We start from the raw sequence: 18407 nt of genomic DNA, 5'->3' as shown, positions 1-18407 counted from the left end.
ATGGCTTATTTAAACTCTGAGCAATTAAGAGAGATGGGATTTAAGTCTCTTGGTGAAAATGTAAAAATTAGCGATAAAGCTAGTATTTATAATGCCGATCAAATTGAAATCGGTGATAACTCAAGAATTGATGACTTTTGTGTTATCTCAGGAAAAGTAAGCATAGGAAGAAATGTTCATTTTGCCCCTATGTGTTTAGTAGCTGGAGGTGAGAAAGGCATTGTCTTTAGTGATTTCTCGGGCATAGCCTATCAGGTCCAAATTTTTACTCAATCAGATGACTATAGCGGATCCACACTTACGAACCCAACCATACCTAGTAAATATAAAAAAGAGTCTAAGAAGCCAGTATTTATTGGTAGACATGTAATAGTTGGTGCAGGCTCCATTATTTTTCCTGGAGTAAATTTAGCTGAAGGCTGCTCAATTGGTGCTATGACACTAGTTAATAAAAGCACAGAAGCATGGGGTATATACGTAGGAAACCCTGCTAGAAGAGTTAAAGATAGAAAGCAGGACTTACTATTATTAGAAAAGACATTTTTAGAAGAAGAAAGTAATAATGATTCCATTTAATAAGCCCCCATATACTGGTAATGAAGACCAGTACGTTTTACAAGTCATGCGCAGTGAGAAAATGTCTGGTGATGGAGACTTTACTAAGCGCTGTCACTCTTGGTTTGAAAAAAAGCTTTCTTGTAAAAAAGCGCTACTTACTCCTTCTTGCACAGCTGCATTAGAAATGGCTGCGCTCTTGATAGACATCCAGCCAGGTGATGAAGTGATTATGCCTAGCTATACCTTTGTTAGCACGGCAAATGCTTTTGTCTTACGTGGAGCGAAAGTGGTTTTTATTGATGTCCGTCCTGATACGATGAATATCGATGAGTCTAAAATAGAATCAGCTATCACTTCTAGAACCAAGGCTATTGTTCCAGTTCACTATGCAGGTGTTGCCTGTGAGATGGACACTATTATGGATATAGCAAACCGCCATAATATCTATGTTATAGAAGATGCTGCTCAAGGCATGATGAGTACTTATAAAGGTCAGGCTTTAGGAACTATTGGACATATAGGCACTTATAGTTTTCATGAGACTAAGAACTATACAAGCGGTGGCGAAGGTGGCTTATTAATTATTAATGATGATCGGTTTAAAGAAAGAGCCGAGATAATTAGAGAAAAAGGCACCAACCGAAGTCAGTTTTTTAGAGGTATGGTAGATAAGTACTCGTGGGTTGATATTGGCAGTAGTTATCTGCCCAGTGATATTCAAGCCGCCTATCTTTGGGGACAGCTTGAAAAAGCTGATGAGATAAACAGTGCGCGTCTAGACTCTTGGTCGTATTACTACGATAACCTTAAAACCCTGCAGTCCAACGGTAAAATTGAACTAGCTACTGTACCAAGCGACTGTAAACATAATGCTCATATGTTTTATATTAAAGTATCTGACATACATACCCGCTCTAACTTGATAAATCATTTAAAGAACTGCGGGATACTTGCTGTCTTTCACTACGTACCTTTGCATACATCCGTAGCTGGAGAAAAAAGTGGCAGACTGCATGGAGAAGATACTTATACAACCAGTCACAGTGAAAGACTACTTAGATTACCAATTTATTATGGTATGACTCGTAATGAGCAGAAAAACGTTATACAAGCGATTCTTGATTTCTACTCTTAAATAACTATCTTTTTTTGCACTAATCTGAAATTAAAAACCCGCTCTATTTATTAAAAAAGCGGGTTTTTATATAGAATTATTTATATTCTATCTCTTAAAAATCTTTGATAACAACCCACTCTTCAATGGACGCGTTATCTTATTACCCTTATAACGCTTATGTGACTTCTTAGGTATTACACCAAACGGCTCTACACGATAGTTTTCTAAACTATAACCTGCGTCTATAGCTTCTTGATAATAGGCATCAAATAAATCGCTAAGTTCTTGTCTTGTATGAGGCATGATTTTTCCATCAAACCAATGCTTCGCTCCCTCTTTTTCTAACCGTGGTATCGAATACTTGTGACTGAACTGCGTACCCATATCAGAATAATGAAGGATTTTTATATCTTTAATCTCTAAATCCTCACCATCAATACAATTGTAGCTATCAATATAAGGGGTGATTAACTCAGGACGCTCTTTAAACTGCTTCATCAGCTTATCATGCCCTTCTGGATCAGCTTTCAACTGACTTACAGGCATTAGTACATTTTGCGCTTTCTGGCAATCCCAGACGCAAGTACAAAGGCGCGTAATAGCATCCTTTGTTTTAGCAGCAACAACACATTGGCCCTCAATAGGATGACTCCACAGATCGTTTAAGTCGCTAAGCACAACCATATCGGCATCCATATAGATTGCACGGCCTTTAAAATCACAATACTCAGGGATTGCCCAGCGGAACCCCGAAAAAGGCGTTGCCCATTTTTGAGTATCCCATCCTTCGCCCTTTTCTGGGTTTGAATACCAAAAGCTATCAGGATCACTAGAAAGCTGCATCCATACGATTTCAACCGCCATACTCGTGTGCTTTTTTATACTGTAATCTAGTACCATCATCTGCTCTAGATCACTATTATTAGGATCGCAGCCAACAAACACTTTTACAATTTCATTACTCATAGGTTCTCCTGCCATATGTTGATGTTGTACAGTTTATCAATACCAATAGTTTTTTATTCTTTCCAGTTCTCTTTAACCCAACCTACTGGCAATATAAAGTGACGTAAATGACGTATTGGATGCTTAAGGTTTTTAGAGTCTTTTAGCTGTCTTAAATGGTCAGCAGCATTATCAGCAGATTTAGAGGTATATTGTCCATTGATAGCATTTGTCGGATACAAACCACCTGGGAAAATAACTATTCTGGCACCTTTAGGGATTTTAGGTGGGATAAAATAGTTTAGAGGGAAAGGTTGGCGACATTTACGTCTAAAATGAGCGACCCACTTTTTTGGAAATATCTTTATACCCCCCGGCACATTACGAGTCACAAAGCGTTGTTCAAAACGATATTTATCAGCAATACCTTGCGGATCTGCCTTAAATTTCTCTTGTAAAGAAACCATTGAACCCACTTGAAATCTAAAGCATGAGGTCTGTCCAAGTTTCTCTAAAGGATTACTTGGATTGTATGACAAGATAACGTCATCTGGCTCACCATACTCAAAGAATGGATCAAGACTATCGACTATCACCACATCCAAATCTAAGAACAAAACAACACCTGTGACATCACCCAGCTTCTCACCCCACAAACGAGACTTGGGCCACTTGCCTAACGTATTAATGGGCATAGTCACATCTAATAGCGGTAATTCCTGACATTCAATTTCAGGTCTGACATCGGTAGGGTCATCTGTAAAACAGATAAAACGAAACGGTGGCGTAATATTTCGAGAAACCATGCCGTATAGCTTATTGGCATAATGAGCACCGTATTTTGCACCCCATTTAATACAAATAATTTGTTTGATATTTTTATTATCGGCTGTACTAGAATCTATTAGCATTGACTGCTCACTTTGATCGTATGAATAAATATGATGGCTATATTAGCACAAAAAAAAGACTGAACAATTATGTTCAGCCTCTTGGTCTTTAAAGTAACTTTATTATCAATCAATAAAGCTGAGCCAATCCATATACTGCTCATTACGGCCATGTACTACATCGAAGTACAAGCTTTGTAGCTTCTCAGTCAGCGGACCACGGCCACCATTGCCGATGGTGCGATCATCATATTCACGAATCGGAGTCACTTCGGCAGCCGTGCCAGTCATAAAGATCTCATCTGCTAAGTAAAACTCGTCACGCGTGATGCGGCGCTCAACGACTTTAATACCCAAATCTTCAGCAAACTGAATGATAGTGCGGCGAGTGATACCGTCAAGCGCACCGCCGCCCAGATCTGGCGTATGTAGCACACCGTCTTTGACCAAAAACAAGTTTTCGCCTGCGCCTTGGCAGACATAACCTTGTGGATCCATTAGGATAGCTTCGTCATAACCATTGCGAGTGACTTCTTGGTTGGCCATGATAGAGACAGGATAGTTGCTCGAGGCTTTGGCTTTACACATGGTCACATTGGTCATGTGGTGGGTAAAGGATGAGGTTTTGACACGGATACCGTTTTTGATACCGTCTTCACCAAGATAGGCACCCCAGTGCCAGGCTGCGACCATGGCATTGATACTATTATCACGTGATGATAGGCCAAGTTTTTCTGCCCCAACCCAAATCAGCGGACGGATATACGCCTCTGCCAAGTTGTTTTGTTTGACCACGTCTTTTTGGGCTTGCTCAAGCGCCGCTGCATCAAAAGGCACATCCATCTGAAAAATCTTCGCTGAGCCCATCAAGCGCTCAGTGTGCTCTTTTAGGCGAAAAATCGCTGTACGGTTGTCAGCAGTTTGGTAAGCGCGAACCCCTTCAAATACTGCCATGCCATAATGTAGGCTATGGGTCAGTACGTGGACGCTGGCATCGGGCTGCTCGATCATCGTCCCATTCATCCAAAGCTTACCTTCTTGTGTTGCCATATTCATTTTATAGTCCTTATGCTAGCGCTGACGTCTAACTTTTTTAAGTAGGTTTTGTTTAACAGTGATTATCAACCGTATATGATACCACCACCGCATCTATTTTTATGGTAAAAAATGCATCTTGGTTGTGAAAATCGGTTTAAGAAAACCAATTGTCAATTTTTTATAAGTAGTTTGTACATTGTCTCAATGCTCAAGGCGTATCCTCGGCATCATCCACCCCCATCAAGTGCTGCCACTGATCTTGCACCAGTGCGCGCGTCTCCTTCCATAGCGATTCATCGACCAATAGCGACTGCTCGGATAGTGCCAACTGATGGGTGGCCGCGCGTATTCTGAGATAAGCATCGGTCAGGTCTTGGCAAACTTGCTGATCCCAGATACCAAGCAAGGCCATTTCTTCAAATATACGGACATTGTCGCTCCATTTAGTCAGGCTTGGATGATCATGCGAATAGGCCAGTACCGCAAATTGTGCCAAAAACTCAATATCGATGATCCCGCCGGCGTCTTGTTTCAGATGAAACTTGCCCGCTTGCTGCTGCCACTGACTGGTGCCCAGATGTTTTTGCATTTTGATACGCATACTGGTGACCTCCGTGCGCACCTGTTCTATCGTGCGCGGTAGTGATAGCACCTCTCGGCGAATATCACAAAAGCGCGCCGTCACTCGCTTATCACCGCATATCGCTCGCGCTCGCACCAGCGCTTGGTGCTCCCACGACCATGCTTTGTCCATCTGATAAGTCTCGAACGCATGGCAGGAGACCACCATCATGCCAGCATTACCTGACGGGCGCAGGCGCATGTCAATCTCATAAGCGCGGCCATCTCGGGTTTGGGTATTTAAGTAGTTCATTAGCTTTTGTACCAAGCGCGCCGCAAACTTCATACCGCTCACGGATTTTTCGCCCGTGGTCATGCCCTGCTCTTTTATCTTGTGCAAAAACACCAAATCCAAATCTGACGAATAGGACAGCTCTAGCCCGCCAAGTTTGCCATAACCGATAATGGCAAAGCCGCAGTCCGCCTCGGTCACAGGATCACCATCTTGGCCGATGGGATAACCATAACGCTTGACAATCTCGGCAAAAGCGCGCTCCAGCGCCGCCTCTAGCACCACAGCGGCGATATAGGTCAACGAGTCTGACACCTTCATAATCGGGCGCTCAGCCAATACATCACTGGCAGCGACTGCCAACACTTGGTTTTTTTTAAACAGTCGCAATACGCTCAGTAGCTTTTCTTCGTCATTGGGCTCGACACGCAATAACTGTTGCCGCAAAATATCACGTAGCTCAAGCTTGTCTGGCAGGTGACGATAGCGCTGCTGCAAAAAAGTATCTAGTAGCACCGGATACTGCGCCAGCTCTTTGGCAATCCAAGGGCTGGCTGAGAGCATCGGAATCAGCTCAATGGTGGCGTTGGGGTTTTCGGCGATCATCACCAAATAGATAGAGCGGCGGCAAATCGCCTCGAGTAAGGAGATGAGCCGCGGCAGTGCGGTGTTTGCCAGTTGCTGCTGCTCTTGATGAGCAAGCAAAGCATGGACAATGACCGGATAAGCATCATCCAAACGCTCACGAGCTTCATCGCTCAGATTGGCGACCATTTTTGACTGCCAAAAGCCTTGTAGCAGCTCACGATTGTCTTTTGTCAACACCTCATTTAAGCGGGCGATTTGCTCATCTAGCTGCTCCGGCTCAAGGTCGGTATCTTCGTGGTCGGGTATCTGCCGCTCGGTGACCATACGCTCAAAGGGCACATTGACATTGTGCCGGTGATGGTTGAGCGTACTTAGTAACCCTTCCCAATTAGCAAAACCAAGGGTAATCGCCAAATTGTGCTGCCACTGCCGATCATGAGGCAGACGCTGGGTCTGCTGGTCATTGATTGCCTGAATACCATGCTCGAGTCGGCGCAAAAACCGATAGGCTGCTTGTAGCTGCTCGTAGGTACTACGCTCTAAATACTCAAGCATGTACAATGCCTGCATCGCTTGCAGGCAGGATTTGATCTGTAGCTGTGGGTGCCTGCCACCATAGATAAGCTGAAACGCCTGAACGATAAACTCGATATCTCTGATACCGCCTGCGCCAAGCTTGATATTGTCCAAATCCTCGCGCTGAACCACTTGGTTTTGAATCAAAGACTTCATCTCTCTGAGCGCCGAAAACGCACTATAATCTACATAATAGCGAAAGACAAAGGGTTTGATGAGCGCTTGTATCTGCTCATAAAATGGCGGCTCTATATGACCGACCACACGAGCCTTGAGCCAAGCAAACCGCTCCCACGCGCGCCCGTGTAATGAAAAGTATTTTTGTAACGCAGACAAATGAATGGCCAAGTCGCTGCCATCACCCCATGGACGCAGGCGCATATCGACACGAAACACAAAGCCATCTGCGGTATTATTATCAAGCAATTTAATGATGCCTTGACCAAGCCTTGTCATAAAGCGCTTATTGTCTATGCTACGTGTGCCCTTAGCTTTGTCACCATTGGTCTCACCGCGCGCTTGATGGACAAAGATAAGGTCGATATCGCTGGATAAATTCAGCTCATGCGCGCCAAGTTTCCCCATGGCCATAATCGCCATGTCGTCTGTTTGTACTTGACCTTGCGCGTTGATAAAAGTCGGCTCGCCGTACTTTTTGATCAGATGCTGATAGGTATAATCCTTGGCAAAAGAGATACAACCGTCTGCAAACTCCGACAGCTCATCGGTCAATTGCTCAAGCGCTATCATGTGCAGCGCGTCTTGCCAAATCCAGCGCATCATCAGCAAAGTGCGCAGATGGCGAAGACCACTCATCACTTTGGCCTCATCAGCGAGTTGGTAGTTTTCATCCAACGTATAGTCTTGGATCAAGTCATCGATTTGCTGGCGTGTGAGGGTTTGATCCAGCGGATAGCTACGCAAAAACGTCTGACAAGAGACTGTCCGACTCTCCCAAATCTGATAAGCAAACTCACTGGCAGTGCGTAATATCTGCAACTGCTCTGCGGTCGGCTGATAGTCTGTACCATGGGTCGAGCGTGAAGACATAGCAGGTAACATAGAAAAAGAAACTCCTTACATAGAGTGATAAGACTACGTGAACCTAGCCCATAAGTTTATTATTTTTTATTACGAAGCAGTCACCAGCACCCATCACGACATCTAATATGTCTATATCTGGTAGATTTGGTAAAAAACCCCATTCATTCACAGTGATCCTATCTGCTTTTGGCCGCTTTATGGTAGCATAAACCACTTTAGCACAAATGATAGATAAGACCTCCTATGACCACCACGACCCCTTTGCTGTTAGTGACGGCTGATCCCAGCCATCCTCTCGCCCATTTAGCCCTGCGTTATGCTCGTGCCTATCTCAGCGCGCGCCCAGCAGATGACAGCAGTCATACCTTAAACGTGTTTTTTTATGGCGACGGCGCACATACGGCCAATTGCTTGCGCTGGCAATCGGCAGATCAGCTTGATATGACCAAAGCATGGCAAAATCTGGCAGAGCAGTATCAGCTGTCGCTACCGGTCTGCGTCAGTACCGCACTCGGTCGCGGTATTAGCGATACCGATAACAGCGCCCGCCATCAGCTAAGCGGGGATAATCTGGCCGCAGGATTTACGTTGGTCGGTCTAAGTGAGCTGGCAATGATGATGCAGGCTGATGGCCGGTTGATACAGTTTTGATCACCTCAAGCGATATCAGCTCAGCCCAACTCATCAGCACATTTAAGTAGGAGTTTTCTATGAAATTATTGATTAAGCTGCATACGCCGACCGAAATGGCCAGCTATGAAGGCTGCGCGTTGGCACTGACGCTGGCGACCTTTGGTCATGATGTGCAGCTGTATCTAGATGCACCTGTCTTTGGCTTGCTGATGCAGCCAGAGTCACGTTTGCACGGGATGATACAATCGCTTGAGCTCTATGACATGCCAGCGGCGTGGCTGCCTGACGATGTCTTTAGCGGCTGGGTCACAGGTATGCTGCCTGCTGATCTGGCCTCACAGCTGATATTAGTTCCAGAAGTGATACCTGCAGCAGACTTCGAGCAAATCTTAACCTTTTGACGATTCAACTCTTTGTCAAAACCTGTACAAGCTCACACAACTACATCAAAACAACCATCCATTTGGCGTTTGTGCTTACCGATAGATATCGATAGACGCAAGCGGCTGAATATGATTTGGACATTACCATGGCAACTTTATACCAACTACATAGCAGCATGGATACGCTAAGACGCTGCACAGACGAGATGTCTCGCACTTGGCAGCGTGGTGATAGCATCTTGTTATTGGGAACGACGGCTGCATTTATCGACTGGCTCAATGCTTATTTGGCTGACAAAGATATAGACGGTATCGCGGCTATGTATGCGCTGAGCGATGATATCGCGCAGCTCACGACCAGCGCCGTCGAGCAATTACAGCTAGAGACCAAACTCAGTGCAATACTAAGCGATCAACAATGGGTTGCACTGACAGGGAGCATCGATAGCAATCATGCTAAATTTGATAAAGTGGTGACCATTGCCCTATGAACGATAACACAACCCATGCCGCACAGCCCGCTATTGAATTGGATCAAGACGGCCATCTATGTGACCACACCATCTGGACGCCTGCCATCGCCCAGCAGCTAGCCGATACCTTAGAGGTACAGTTAGCAGATGAGCACTTGCAGGTTTTACTACAGGTACGCGCGTTTTTTGCCAAGTTCAACCACCCACCAGCCACCCGTCCACTGATCAAATGGCTACAAAAAACCCTGCCCGAATACGACATCAGCAACCAAAAGCTACAGCAGCTGTTTAACACAGGACTGGTAGCGCGCCATGTCAATCGCTTGGCAGGCTTGCCCAAACCGCCAAACTGTTTATAGTTGGTAGTTGATAGCGGCCATGGCCAGTAGCACTATTTTGGGTCATACACCGTCAAGCTCTCATAGCCGATACTGCGCCCTTCGTCGCCTACAAACCCCTGCTGACGCCAAATCTCGTACAAGCATATCGCCACACTATTGGACAAATTAAGACTGCGCGAGTCCGCCAGCATCGGCAAGCGCAGCCAATGAGCCGCGCCGATGTCCTCTCGGATATCATCCGCCAGACCAGCCGTCTCTGAGCCAAAGACCAACGCGATATTTGGCATCTGGCCAGTCTCATTATCCTGTCGTCCGCCAAAATCATAGTCATAAAAAGGCTGGCTCAGCTTGGTAGTCAGAGCAGTAATGGTATGACAATCCGCCGCTTGTAGCGCACGTCTGGCAGCTGGCCAATCATCGTGAACCTGCATATGCGTGTACTCATGATAATCCAGTCCTGCACGGCGCAGTTTTTTATCATCAAGCTCAAACCCTAATGGCCTAACCAAATGCAGCTGAGCGCCTGTATTGGCACATAAACGAATGATATTGCCGGTATTGCTGGGCATTTTGGGGGCTACCAGCACAACATGAATGGTCATACAAACTCCGCGAGTGGTCTAAATTTTATACAGTCAGTCTGATATAAAAACGATACAGTAAGATGAAAAGCTGTTTTTCTCAGACTTGAGCAGCGCAGGCACAGCACTCAAAAAAACCAACGTTTTATTGATCGTACTGAGCGGCTTGATCGCCATATATCCGATTTATTTGAATTCGGCTATAGATAACATCAGTAAGTAATCATAAGTTACAGTTTACTGCCAATAATTACATTTTGATACTGTGCATGGTTTTTAACTTTCACTATGATGTCTGTAACGGATAGCAAGACAGTGTCTACATTTCGCTCTGCTATCTAGCAGCCCTACAGTAAGCCTTGGTACCATACTAAGTGTTACTGTCATTACTTATAACAATCGATTTATCTTGAGGATATTATTATGAAAAAAGTAATCATCGCATCTTTGACTGCTATGTTTGTTTTAACTGGTTGCAACACCTTTAAAGGTCTTGGCCAAGACGTTGAAAGCGCAGGCAACGCGGTAACTGACGGTGCACAAGACGTTCAAAACAAAATCTAATAATTGGTTTTTAGATTTTCGAAGGGCTTATCATTGATTTGATAAGCCTTTTTTTGATCCTGTACTTTTCATGCGTTATATCTTGTTGATATCTCCCTATTTTTTAGTTCAATAGATTGCACAACCTGTCATTTTATAAATATCATTTTATAAAAACGCTCGCAATATCTGATTGAGATAACGCTGGCCTAAACGGGTTGGCTGTAGCCGCTCTGTGCTATCTATCAGCAATCCTTGCGCCACCAAACCCTGAACCTGCGCGGCAATCTCAGCATAACCAAGCCCTGTCCGAGCGCTAAACAATGACCACGCCACCCCGCCGTGTAACCTTAAGGCATTGAGCATAAACTCACTGATCAGCTCATCAGGTGCAATGGCCTGCCAGCCGACCATCTTTGGGGCCTTCAAGATAGTATCATCTGTACTGACACGGTGATAATCCATATAGTCTTTTGGCAAACGTGATTTACTAAAACGATAAATACCAGACTGCGCACGTAACTCGTTGTTTGTGTCAAATGCTGCATGATCTAGGGCATCACTTGCAATAGTGACTTTGCCATGAGCACCCGCGCCAATCGCTAAGTAATCACCAAACTGCCAATAGTTCACATTGTGTCGGCATGACTTATCATACGAGCCTGCCCAAGCAGATACTTCATAATTGGTGTAGCCCAGCTGCTGCAATAGCGCCTGACCCGCCTCTTCAATATCGGCCAGATTGTCCTCGTTTGGCAATACAGGCTGGCTACGATAAAACACCGTATTTGGCTCAATCGTCAGCTGATACCAAGACAGATGTGTCGCCCCCGCCTCATGCGCCATCTGAATATCGGCCAATGCTTCTTGATAAGTCTGCTGCGGCAACCCATGCATCAAATCCACATTGACCCGCTCAAACCCAGCCAGCCTGGCTGCACGGATCGCAGACAGCGCCTGCGCAGGATCATGGATACGCCCAAGTGTTGTCAGCTTATCAGCGGCAAAGCTTTGCACACCGATAGACAAGCGATTGATACCCACGTCTAGATACTGAGCAAAGGGCGCATGCTCGAGCGTCCCTGGGTTGGCTTCCATTGTCACTTCGATATCATCAGCAAAACAAAAGATGTCTTTTAGCCCTGTAAACAGTCGCTGATAGTGAGCGATCGGTAATAGCGACGGTGTACCACCGCCGATAAAAATCGAACTGACCTCTCGCCCTTGGGACAGCGGCTGCTGCATCAGCGCATCGGCTAACAGCGCATCGACATACTCATCATACATAGACAGCTGCGTATCCACTGGCAGCTCGTGTGAATTAAAATCACAATAAGGGCATTTTTTTACGCACCACGGAATATGAATGTAGAGCGCCAATGGGATCTCGCCCACCTTCAGCCTACCTGCATTAGACATCGTCTTATGGTCGCGGCTATCATTAGATAAATTAACTGCTTGGGTGTTTGACATAACAAAGGTATCTATTAAAAAAAGCTATTCAAGAATAAATAACCAACAATGCGAAAAATAACGTGCGGCGATGATGAGCAAAAAGCAGCACTAGGATAACGATTAGACAGCATAAAGAAAAGCGCTGGATGATAAAATCATACTGACAGCCATTTACAGGAGCAGATATTGGCATAAATACTGTATAGCGACTATATATTGAGCGCGTAATGATCAAAAGCAACCACTCAATAATAACAAAAGGAGAATACGATGGCCTATTGGCTCATGAAATCCAACCCTACCTTTTTCGGCATCAATGATTTACAGCGCCTAGGTACGGAGCACTGGGATGGCGTACGCAATTACCGTGCACGAAACTTTATGCGCGATGATATGCAAGTCGGTGACAAGGTGTTTTTTTATCACTCCAGCGCCAAACCTTCTGGAGTTGCCGGTATCATGACCATCAGTAAGGCGGGCTACCCTGACCCCAGCCAATTCCATCCTGAGCATCGTCACTATGACCCCATTGCCACTGAAGATCAGCCGCGCTGGTATATGGTAGACGTCACTTTTGAGCAAGCCTTCACCGACGTTTTGCCTTTATCAGCGCTTAAATTCCTGCCTGCGCTAGAGGACTCATTATTACTCAAAAAAGGCTGTGAGCAGCTGACGGTGATTCCTTTGACGCCCAAACACTGGTACGCTATTTTAGACATGGCCGAAACATCAATGTTACTGTCCGATTGACCTCGGTTGACTGTGTAACGACTGGGTAAGAAACCTGCTAGCATCTATGCACATTTATCTGTGCGTTTGCTATTTAAATTCTGCTATATTACAAATGTCGCAATACCTTCTTTTTTTATGGCTAAGTCACTGCCAACTCATCATCAGGACGCATTTATGAGCGCACCCAAATTATTATTATCAGCATTAACGTTAAGCATGGCTAGTCTGACCCTCAGCGCCTGCGGCAGTGATGGTGACAAAGTCAAAGAGGAATATGATCGTATTGAGGATCAGGTAAAAGACGAATATGATCGCATAGAAGACAAAGTCAAAGAAGAGTATAAAGAGGTAGAAAACAAACTGAGCGATGACGAAAAAAGCATGGCTGAGATTTTGGAGTCCGTGTTTTTGCCAGAAGAGTCGCTAGACAACTTCTTAGACAAGCTCACCCCAGAGGGCGGCCTCGGTGGCTTGTATGTTGGACACTTCGTTGAAATTGAGGACGGCGATGATAGTGATATCGATATCGGCGCTGTCTATTTTGACATCAGCAAAGACGGTGTAGGCAGCGTCGATGGTAGTTTTAGCTACCAGCAACAAGCTTGTCAAGAAAACAACACACTGGGCATCAACTCTGCAATCAAAGTAGACAACTATATCGCAGGCAAAGTGACCGGCAGCCTCGATACGCTAGCGTTTTTGGATGTGAAGTATGTCAATGACCTGGGCATTGAGACACCGAACCTATTTACCACCTTTGCAGGTAGCTTTGAGAAAAAACAAACGGGTACCCCGTGGCAAGGCAGCTTTGAGTATCAGGACGGTCTGGGCGGACAAACCCTAACCAGTAGCGAAAAAAACTGCAATGTCACTTATACCATCAGCGACCGCTCTAACTTTAAGACCTACCCACTTGATTACCGCCTAGGTGAGCTGAAGGTAGATATCAGCGGCAATGGTAGTCAAAAAGTCGTGACATGGCAAAACCCGCGAAACACACGATATATACTGGTCAGCCAAATCGATATCAACAAAGCAGAGACTGGCGCGAACGGCTATGTACAAAATCTGGTATTGACCGCTGGTGAGACGGCATTTTCTCCACTTATACCAGCTAGCTCGACCAACTACGCTATCGTTGTACAAGCCTTTGACGCGGCAAACGATCTGATCGGCTATCAAGCGGTGGTGCAAGACTTGCCTGAATCATTATAGATAAGCGCAGCACAGCCTTTCTCTCTTGGCTCAAGCTTTGTGATCTATGTCTCGTAACCTATGATTTATAGTCTATAACTTTTGAATCATGGGCGACTACGCTCTGGTGGTGTTTTTACAGTCATATATGACGCGTTAAAACGTTGACATCGAGGGGCGGCTTCTTTACCATCTTATCTGATGATGACCTGTCAATTCCCCTAGTGAATTGACGGGTTATTTTTATTTTGGTGCCTAGACTTTTATTTTATCCTGAGGGCATGTCTTTATTTCAAAAATGGTGATAAAAATGAGATAAATTGCGGCCAAACAAGGAAAATAGCGCCGTTAATATTGAGATATAAACCCGCTATTTGACGATGTTTGGCAAAATTTGGCCATTTTTAGCCCATTTAGATAACTATCGAGTGAATTGAAGACACGCCCTAGTCTATATGCGCTTGTTCATATAAATTATCGGCATCATCATCTTATACCATTTTCAAAGAGTGCAACATATAGCTGATGGCAGTCTGCCAGTACGCTTCTTAGAGCAGCACGCCAATCGCCGTACGATACTTGCTGGCTTTAGTTTTTATGATTGAACGCTTTGAAAATGGTGTGGCTGTTTCCCTATTCATTTGTTGATGGCGCGTTTGACGCCTCAACGATCATTATCGTCAAGAATAAAAAGTTGCTCACTATGGTTTTCCCATTATCCTTTAGAGATTTTAGAAGCTACAGCTTACGCTTAGGCGTGCTGGCACTTCCTATTTTGATTACCCAGTTTTGTCAGGCGGCGCTGGGTGTGGTAGATGCCATCATGGCAGGTCAGGTCTCAGCGCTTGATTTGGCGGCCGTGGCTGTCGGCTCTGGTATCTGGCTGCCGCTGTTTTTATTGGCCACTGGCATCTTGATTGCCACCACGCCTCTGATCGGTGAGGCCATCGGACAAAACGAACACAGTAAAGTACCTCATATCACCCAGCAGTCTTTGTGGACTGCTGGGGTTATCGGTATTGTTGGCTTCATTATTGTGAATTTGGCACCCAATATCCTTGGTATCATGGGCGTACCAGCAAACATCCAACCGATAGCGACACAGTACCTACATGGTGTATCGTTTGGGTTTCCTGCGCTGGCCGTTTATGCTGTCCTTCGCAGCTACTGCGAAGCATTGGGTCGGCCTGAGCCGGTAACCATTATCAGCATCATTGGTCTGTTAGCGGACATCCCACTTAACTATATCTTCATTCATGGTTTGTTTGGGATGCCTGAGATGGGCGGTGCAGGCTGCGGTGTGGCTACAGCTTTGGTACTATGGATAAACGTGCTACTGCTTGCTACCTATACCAGCTTTACCAAACGGCAACAATTTGCCAGTACCCGCTTTTTTTATGGTTTCGCTAGTCCTAACCGTCAGCAAATCAAAAAACTGCTAAAACTGGGCATTCCCATTGGTGTTTCTATCTTTTTTGAGGCGAGCCTCTTTAGTTTGGGCGCGCTTGTCATCAGTCCGCTCGGCGAGCTGGCGACCGCATCGCATCAAGTCGCACTGGCGGTGACCTCTCAGCTGTTTATGATACCGATATCGGTCGCGATGGCACTGACCATCATGATATCCAATCGTTTTGGCGAAAAAAAACTGCTGGCACTGCGGCAAGTACAGGCAACGGGGCTGACCTGGACGATACTCATTGCCCTCACATGTATGCTAGGGATTTGGCTATTTCGACCACAGCTGGCAGCAGCCTTTACAGACAACCCTGCGGTCATCGCTCAGTCTATGCATTTGCTGGTATTTGCTCTTGGTTATCAGCTGTTTGACGGCTGGCAGGTCAATGTCGCGGGGATACTGCGCGGTATGCAGGACACCACTGTACCGATGTGGGTGACGTTATTTTGTTATTGGGTGGTGGCATTGCCGCTGGGGATTTATTTGGTACGTTTTACCGATGTCGGCGCTCAAGGGTTTTGGATGGCACTGATTACGGGGCTGTTTTTATCCTCTATCTTGTTGACGCTGCGCTTGCGTTATCAACAAAGACGTCTAACGGCGCTTTGGGGTTAGGGCTATCATACAAATGTACGACCGGACGCAGTACGATGTACAAGCAGCATGGCTCAAAAACCACATCGATAATGATAAATCGTAGTGGGTTTCTTACTAAAACAGCTAGATTACGTCAAAATATGTAAAAATTCTCAGTTAACAACTGTACATTGATTGCTCATTGGCCTGAATCTAGGTATCATTAGCAATCAAACAATATTTAGTTACACTATTTCTCGAATTTAGTACAAGGCAAGATAAAAACTATGGATATTGAAAAAATACGCACCCTCATCGCCCTCATGGAAGAAAGTGAACTGGTCAATCTAGAAATCAGCTCTGATGACGAACACATCAGTCTCACTCGTCACTATGATGCCCCTGTACCGACCATGATGGCCGCTCCTACTGCTGGCGCAGCACCAGTGGCTGCAGACACAAAACCAGCAGCAAAGGCAGGTAGCGTTGAGACATCGCCAATGGTTGGCGTTTTTTATTCTGCCCCAAGCCCCAATGATCCGCCGTTTGTTAAGGTCGGCCAAAAAGTACAAGCGGGCGACACGCTTGGTATTATCGAAGCGATGAAAATCATGAACCCTCTTGAGGCCACCCAAAGCGGTGTCATTGACGAGATTTTGGTAGATAACTCTGAAGTTGTGCAGTTTGGTCAACCTGTCATACGCTATAAAGCGTAACGATATTTGCCTCACTTTACTTCATACTGATTGAGTCTTTAGCACTTTATTTCGGCACCTCATTTTGGCACTTTATACCGTTTCACGTTGTTGTAAGCTGTCACTACCTACCGATGCCGAATACGGCTATCAAATGCCGAGGCTCCCCATCAAGGCTCAATCAATGTCTGCCGCGTCAAAAAGGATGACCCCATGATAAAAAAACTGCTCATTGCCAATAGAGGTGAAATCGCCCTACGTATCGTTCGAGCCTGTAAGGCGTTAGGTATCGAAACCGTCGGCGTCTACTCCACCGCAGATGCCAATCTTATGCATCTGCGCTTTGTTGACGAAGCTATCTGTATCGGCAAACCCAATGCCAACCAAAGCTACCTCGATATCAATACGATCTTGACGGCGGCAGAAATAACGGGGGCTGACGCCATCCATCCAGGCTACGGTTTTTTATCTGAAAATGCTGAATTTGCCGAACAAGTAGAAGAAGCAGGATTGACCTTCGTCGGTCCCAATGCCGATCATATCCGCTTAATGGGCAACAAAGTCTCGGCGATTAATGCCATGAAAAAAGCAGGCGTGCCAACCGTCCCAGGCTCTGTGGGCGCAGTCACCTTGCACAATGCCGAAGAGCAAGCCCGCAATATCGGCTTTCCGCTTTTGATCAAAGCTGCCTCTGGTGGTGGTGGTCGCGGCATGCGCGTGGTCGAGCGTTTTGATGAGCTGATTGGACAAGTACAAGCCGCCAAACAAGAAGCGGAACTGTGGTTCGGTGATGACACCGTCTATATGGAGCGCTATCTACAAAACCCGCGCCACGTTGAGATACAAGTGTTAGGAGATGGTAATGGTAACGCCATTCACCTCTATGACCGTGATTGCTCACTACAGCGCCGTCACCAAAAAGTACTAGAAGAAGCCCCTGCCCCTGATATCCCAGACGATGTGCGCGAGCCTATCTTAAAAGCCTGCGTAAAAGCCTGCGAGCTGGTCAAATATCGCGGCGCGGGCACCTTTGAGTTTTTGTTCGAAAACAACGAGTTTTTCTTTATCGAGATGAACACGCGCGTGCAAGTAGAGCACCCTGTGACTGAGATGATCACCGGTATCGATGTGGTCGTCGAACAGCTCAAAATCGCAGCCGGTTATGGCCTGTCTTATCGTCAAAGCGAGATCGAAGTACAAGGTCATGCGATTGAGTGCCGTATCAATGCCGAGGACGCTGCTACTTTTGTCCCCTGCCCAGGCACCATCTCTCAGCTGTTTACACCAAGCGGTGCAGGCGTGCGTTTTGATTCACACCTCTACCCTGGCTATGAAATACCGACCTATTATGACTCGCTCATTGGCAAGCTGATTTGCCATGGTCAAACGCGCCAACAAGCGGTGTCCAAGACCCTGCATGCGCTTGATGAGCTCGTCATTGAAGGCATCAAAACCAATATACCGCTGCATCGCGATGTGATTTTGGCGGATGACAATTTTGTCCATGAAGCCCAAAACATTCACTACCTAGAAAGAGAGCTTTTAACGCCCAACAATGCCAAAGCCGACTCATAATTTGGCTTGCTGTATGACTCAATAAAAAACCGCCAATCAACGATTGGCGGTTTTTTTGACCAAATAAGACATATACAGATAAAGGCAAGGCTACTGATATAAATTTTATTGGCTTGCTGTGTCTACGTCGCTCGATACTGCGCAAACCCCTTCTAGCAGCA

18 protein-coding genes are annotated in these 18407 nt (G+C 45.7%); 12 read left to right on the top strand and 6 right to left on the bottom strand.

Features of this window, described 5'->3' with window-relative positions:
• Positions 1-576: an acyltransferase gene (locus CAP50_RS07005; RefSeq protein WP_100749509.1), complete on the top strand. Its 576-nt coding sequence runs from the start codon at positions 1-3 to the stop codon at positions 574-576.
• Positions 563-1693: a dTDP-4-amino-4,6-dideoxygalactose transaminase gene (rffA, locus tag CAP50_RS07000; protein WP_100749508.1), complete on the top strand. Its 1131-nt coding sequence runs from the start codon at positions 563-565 to the stop codon at positions 1691-1693. The genes CAP50_RS07005 and rffA overlap by 14 nt, the downstream gene beginning before the upstream one ends.
• Positions 1694-1780: 87 nt before the next feature.
• On the opposite strand, the gene CAP50_RS06995 is transcribed toward rffA, so the two are convergent.
• From CAP50_RS06995 to glnE, 4 genes are all read right to left on the bottom strand, one after another.
• A complete protein-coding gene (locus CAP50_RS06995) occupies positions 1781-2641 on the bottom strand; it encodes a glycosyltransferase (protein WP_100749507.1) in 861 nt (286 codons plus the stop codon).
• Positions 2642-2694: 53 nt separating this feature from the next.
• Complete coding sequence (locus CAP50_RS06990; RefSeq protein WP_100749506.1) at positions 2695-3531, bottom strand: glycosyl transferase; 837 nt, start codon at positions 3529-3531, stop codon at positions 2695-2697.
• Between the two features lie 105 nt (positions 3532-3636).
• Positions 3637-4566 carry a branched-chain amino acid transaminase gene (locus tag CAP50_RS06985; protein ID WP_100749505.1) on the bottom strand — a complete coding sequence of 310 codons (930 nt, stop codon included), beginning with the start codon at positions 4564-4566 and terminating at the stop codon, positions 3637-3639.
• 190 nt (positions 4567-4756) lie between these two features.
• Positions 4757-7627 carry a bifunctional [glutamate--ammonia ligase]-adenylyl-L-tyrosine phosphorylase/[glutamate--ammonia-ligase] adenylyltransferase gene (gene glnE / locus CAP50_RS06980; protein WP_241900684.1) on the bottom strand — a complete coding sequence of 957 codons (2871 nt, stop codon included), beginning with the start codon at positions 7625-7627 and terminating at the stop codon, positions 4757-4759.
• A 225-nt stretch (positions 7628-7852) separates the two neighbouring features.
• Here glnE and tusD point away from each other — a divergent pair, with 225 nt between their 5' ends.
• The 4 genes from tusD (at position 7853) to CAP50_RS06960 (ending at position 9457) form a co-directional block, all read left to right on the top strand.
• Positions 7853-8260 (top strand): sulfurtransferase complex subunit TusD, encoded by a 408-nt coding sequence (tusD, locus tag CAP50_RS06975; protein ID WP_100749504.1) that lies wholly within the window; start codon positions 7853-7855, stop codon positions 8258-8260.
• 59 nt (positions 8261-8319) lie between these two features.
• Entirely contained in the window at positions 8320-8643 is a 324-nt protein-coding gene (locus tag CAP50_RS06970; protein WP_075102433.1) for a hypothetical protein, read from the top strand.
• 128 nt (positions 8644-8771) lie between these two features.
• Positions 8772-9116: a hypothetical protein gene (locus tag CAP50_RS06965; RefSeq protein WP_100749503.1), complete on the top strand. Its 345-nt coding sequence runs from the start codon at positions 8772-8774 to the stop codon at positions 9114-9116.
• Entirely contained in the window at positions 9113-9457 is a 345-nt protein-coding gene (locus CAP50_RS06960; protein WP_100749502.1) for a TusE/DsrC/DsvC family sulfur relay protein, read from the top strand. The genes CAP50_RS06965 and CAP50_RS06960 overlap by 4 nt, the downstream gene beginning before the upstream one ends.
• 32 nt (positions 9458-9489) lie before the next feature.
• Here the strand turns inward: CAP50_RS06960 and CAP50_RS06955 are convergent, their stop codons facing one another.
• The gene (locus CAP50_RS06955; RefSeq protein ID WP_100749501.1) at positions 9490-10041 is read right to left on the bottom strand and encodes a tRNA (cytidine(34)-2'-O)-methyltransferase; all 552 of its coding nucleotides are present in this window, start codon (positions 10039-10041) and stop codon (positions 9490-9492) included.
• Positions 10042-10443: 402 nt separating this feature from the next.
• Between CAP50_RS06955 and CAP50_RS06950 the strand changes: the two genes are divergently transcribed.
• Complete coding sequence (locus tag CAP50_RS06950; protein WP_075102429.1) at positions 10444-10584, top strand: entericidin A/B family lipoprotein; 141 nt, start codon at positions 10444-10446, stop codon at positions 10582-10584.
• A 147-nt stretch (positions 10585-10731) separates the two neighbouring features.
• Here CAP50_RS06950 and hemW read toward each other — a convergent pair whose 3' ends face one another.
• A complete protein-coding gene (gene hemW / locus CAP50_RS06945; protein ID WP_172953086.1) occupies positions 10732-11982 on the bottom strand; it encodes a radical SAM family heme chaperone HemW in 1251 nt (416 codons plus the stop codon).
• Positions 11983-12288: 306 nt separating this feature from the next.
• On the opposite strand from hemW, the gene CAP50_RS06940 reads away from it, so the two are divergent.
• The 5 genes from CAP50_RS06940 (at position 12289) to accC (ending at position 18246) form a co-directional block, all read left to right on the top strand.
• Positions 12289-12768: an EVE domain-containing protein gene (locus CAP50_RS06940; RefSeq protein ID WP_100749499.1), complete on the top strand. Its 480-nt coding sequence runs from the start codon at positions 12289-12291 to the stop codon at positions 12766-12768.
• A gap of 156 nt (positions 12769-12924) precedes the next feature.
• Positions 12925-13965, top strand: a complete 1041-nt coding sequence (locus CAP50_RS06935) for a hypothetical protein (protein ID WP_100749498.1) — start codon at positions 12925-12927, stop codon at positions 13963-13965.
• A 682-nt stretch (positions 13966-14647) separates the two neighbouring features.
• Positions 14648-16015, top strand: a complete 1368-nt coding sequence (locus CAP50_RS06930) for an MATE family efflux transporter (protein WP_100749568.1) — start codon at positions 14648-14650, stop codon at positions 16013-16015.
• Positions 16016-16263: 248 nt separating this feature from the next.
• Positions 16264-16692, top strand: a complete 429-nt coding sequence (gene accB / locus CAP50_RS06925) for an acetyl-CoA carboxylase biotin carboxyl carrier protein (protein WP_075102426.1) — start codon at positions 16264-16266, stop codon at positions 16690-16692.
• 192 nt (positions 16693-16884) lie between these two features.
• Positions 16885-18246 carry an acetyl-CoA carboxylase biotin carboxylase subunit gene (gene accC / locus CAP50_RS06920; RefSeq protein ID WP_075102425.1) on the top strand — a complete coding sequence of 454 codons (1362 nt, stop codon included), beginning with the start codon at positions 16885-16887 and terminating at the stop codon, positions 18244-18246.
• Positions 18247-18407: the final 161 nt, after the last annotated feature.

This window comes from Psychrobacter sp. L7, from assembly GCF_002810365.1.
GTDB lineage: Bacteria > Pseudomonadota > Gammaproteobacteria > Pseudomonadales > Moraxellaceae > Psychrobacter > Psychrobacter celer.
Note: the sequence above shows the minus strand (reverse complement) of the source record. Positions and strands in the feature narration are given on the sequence as shown.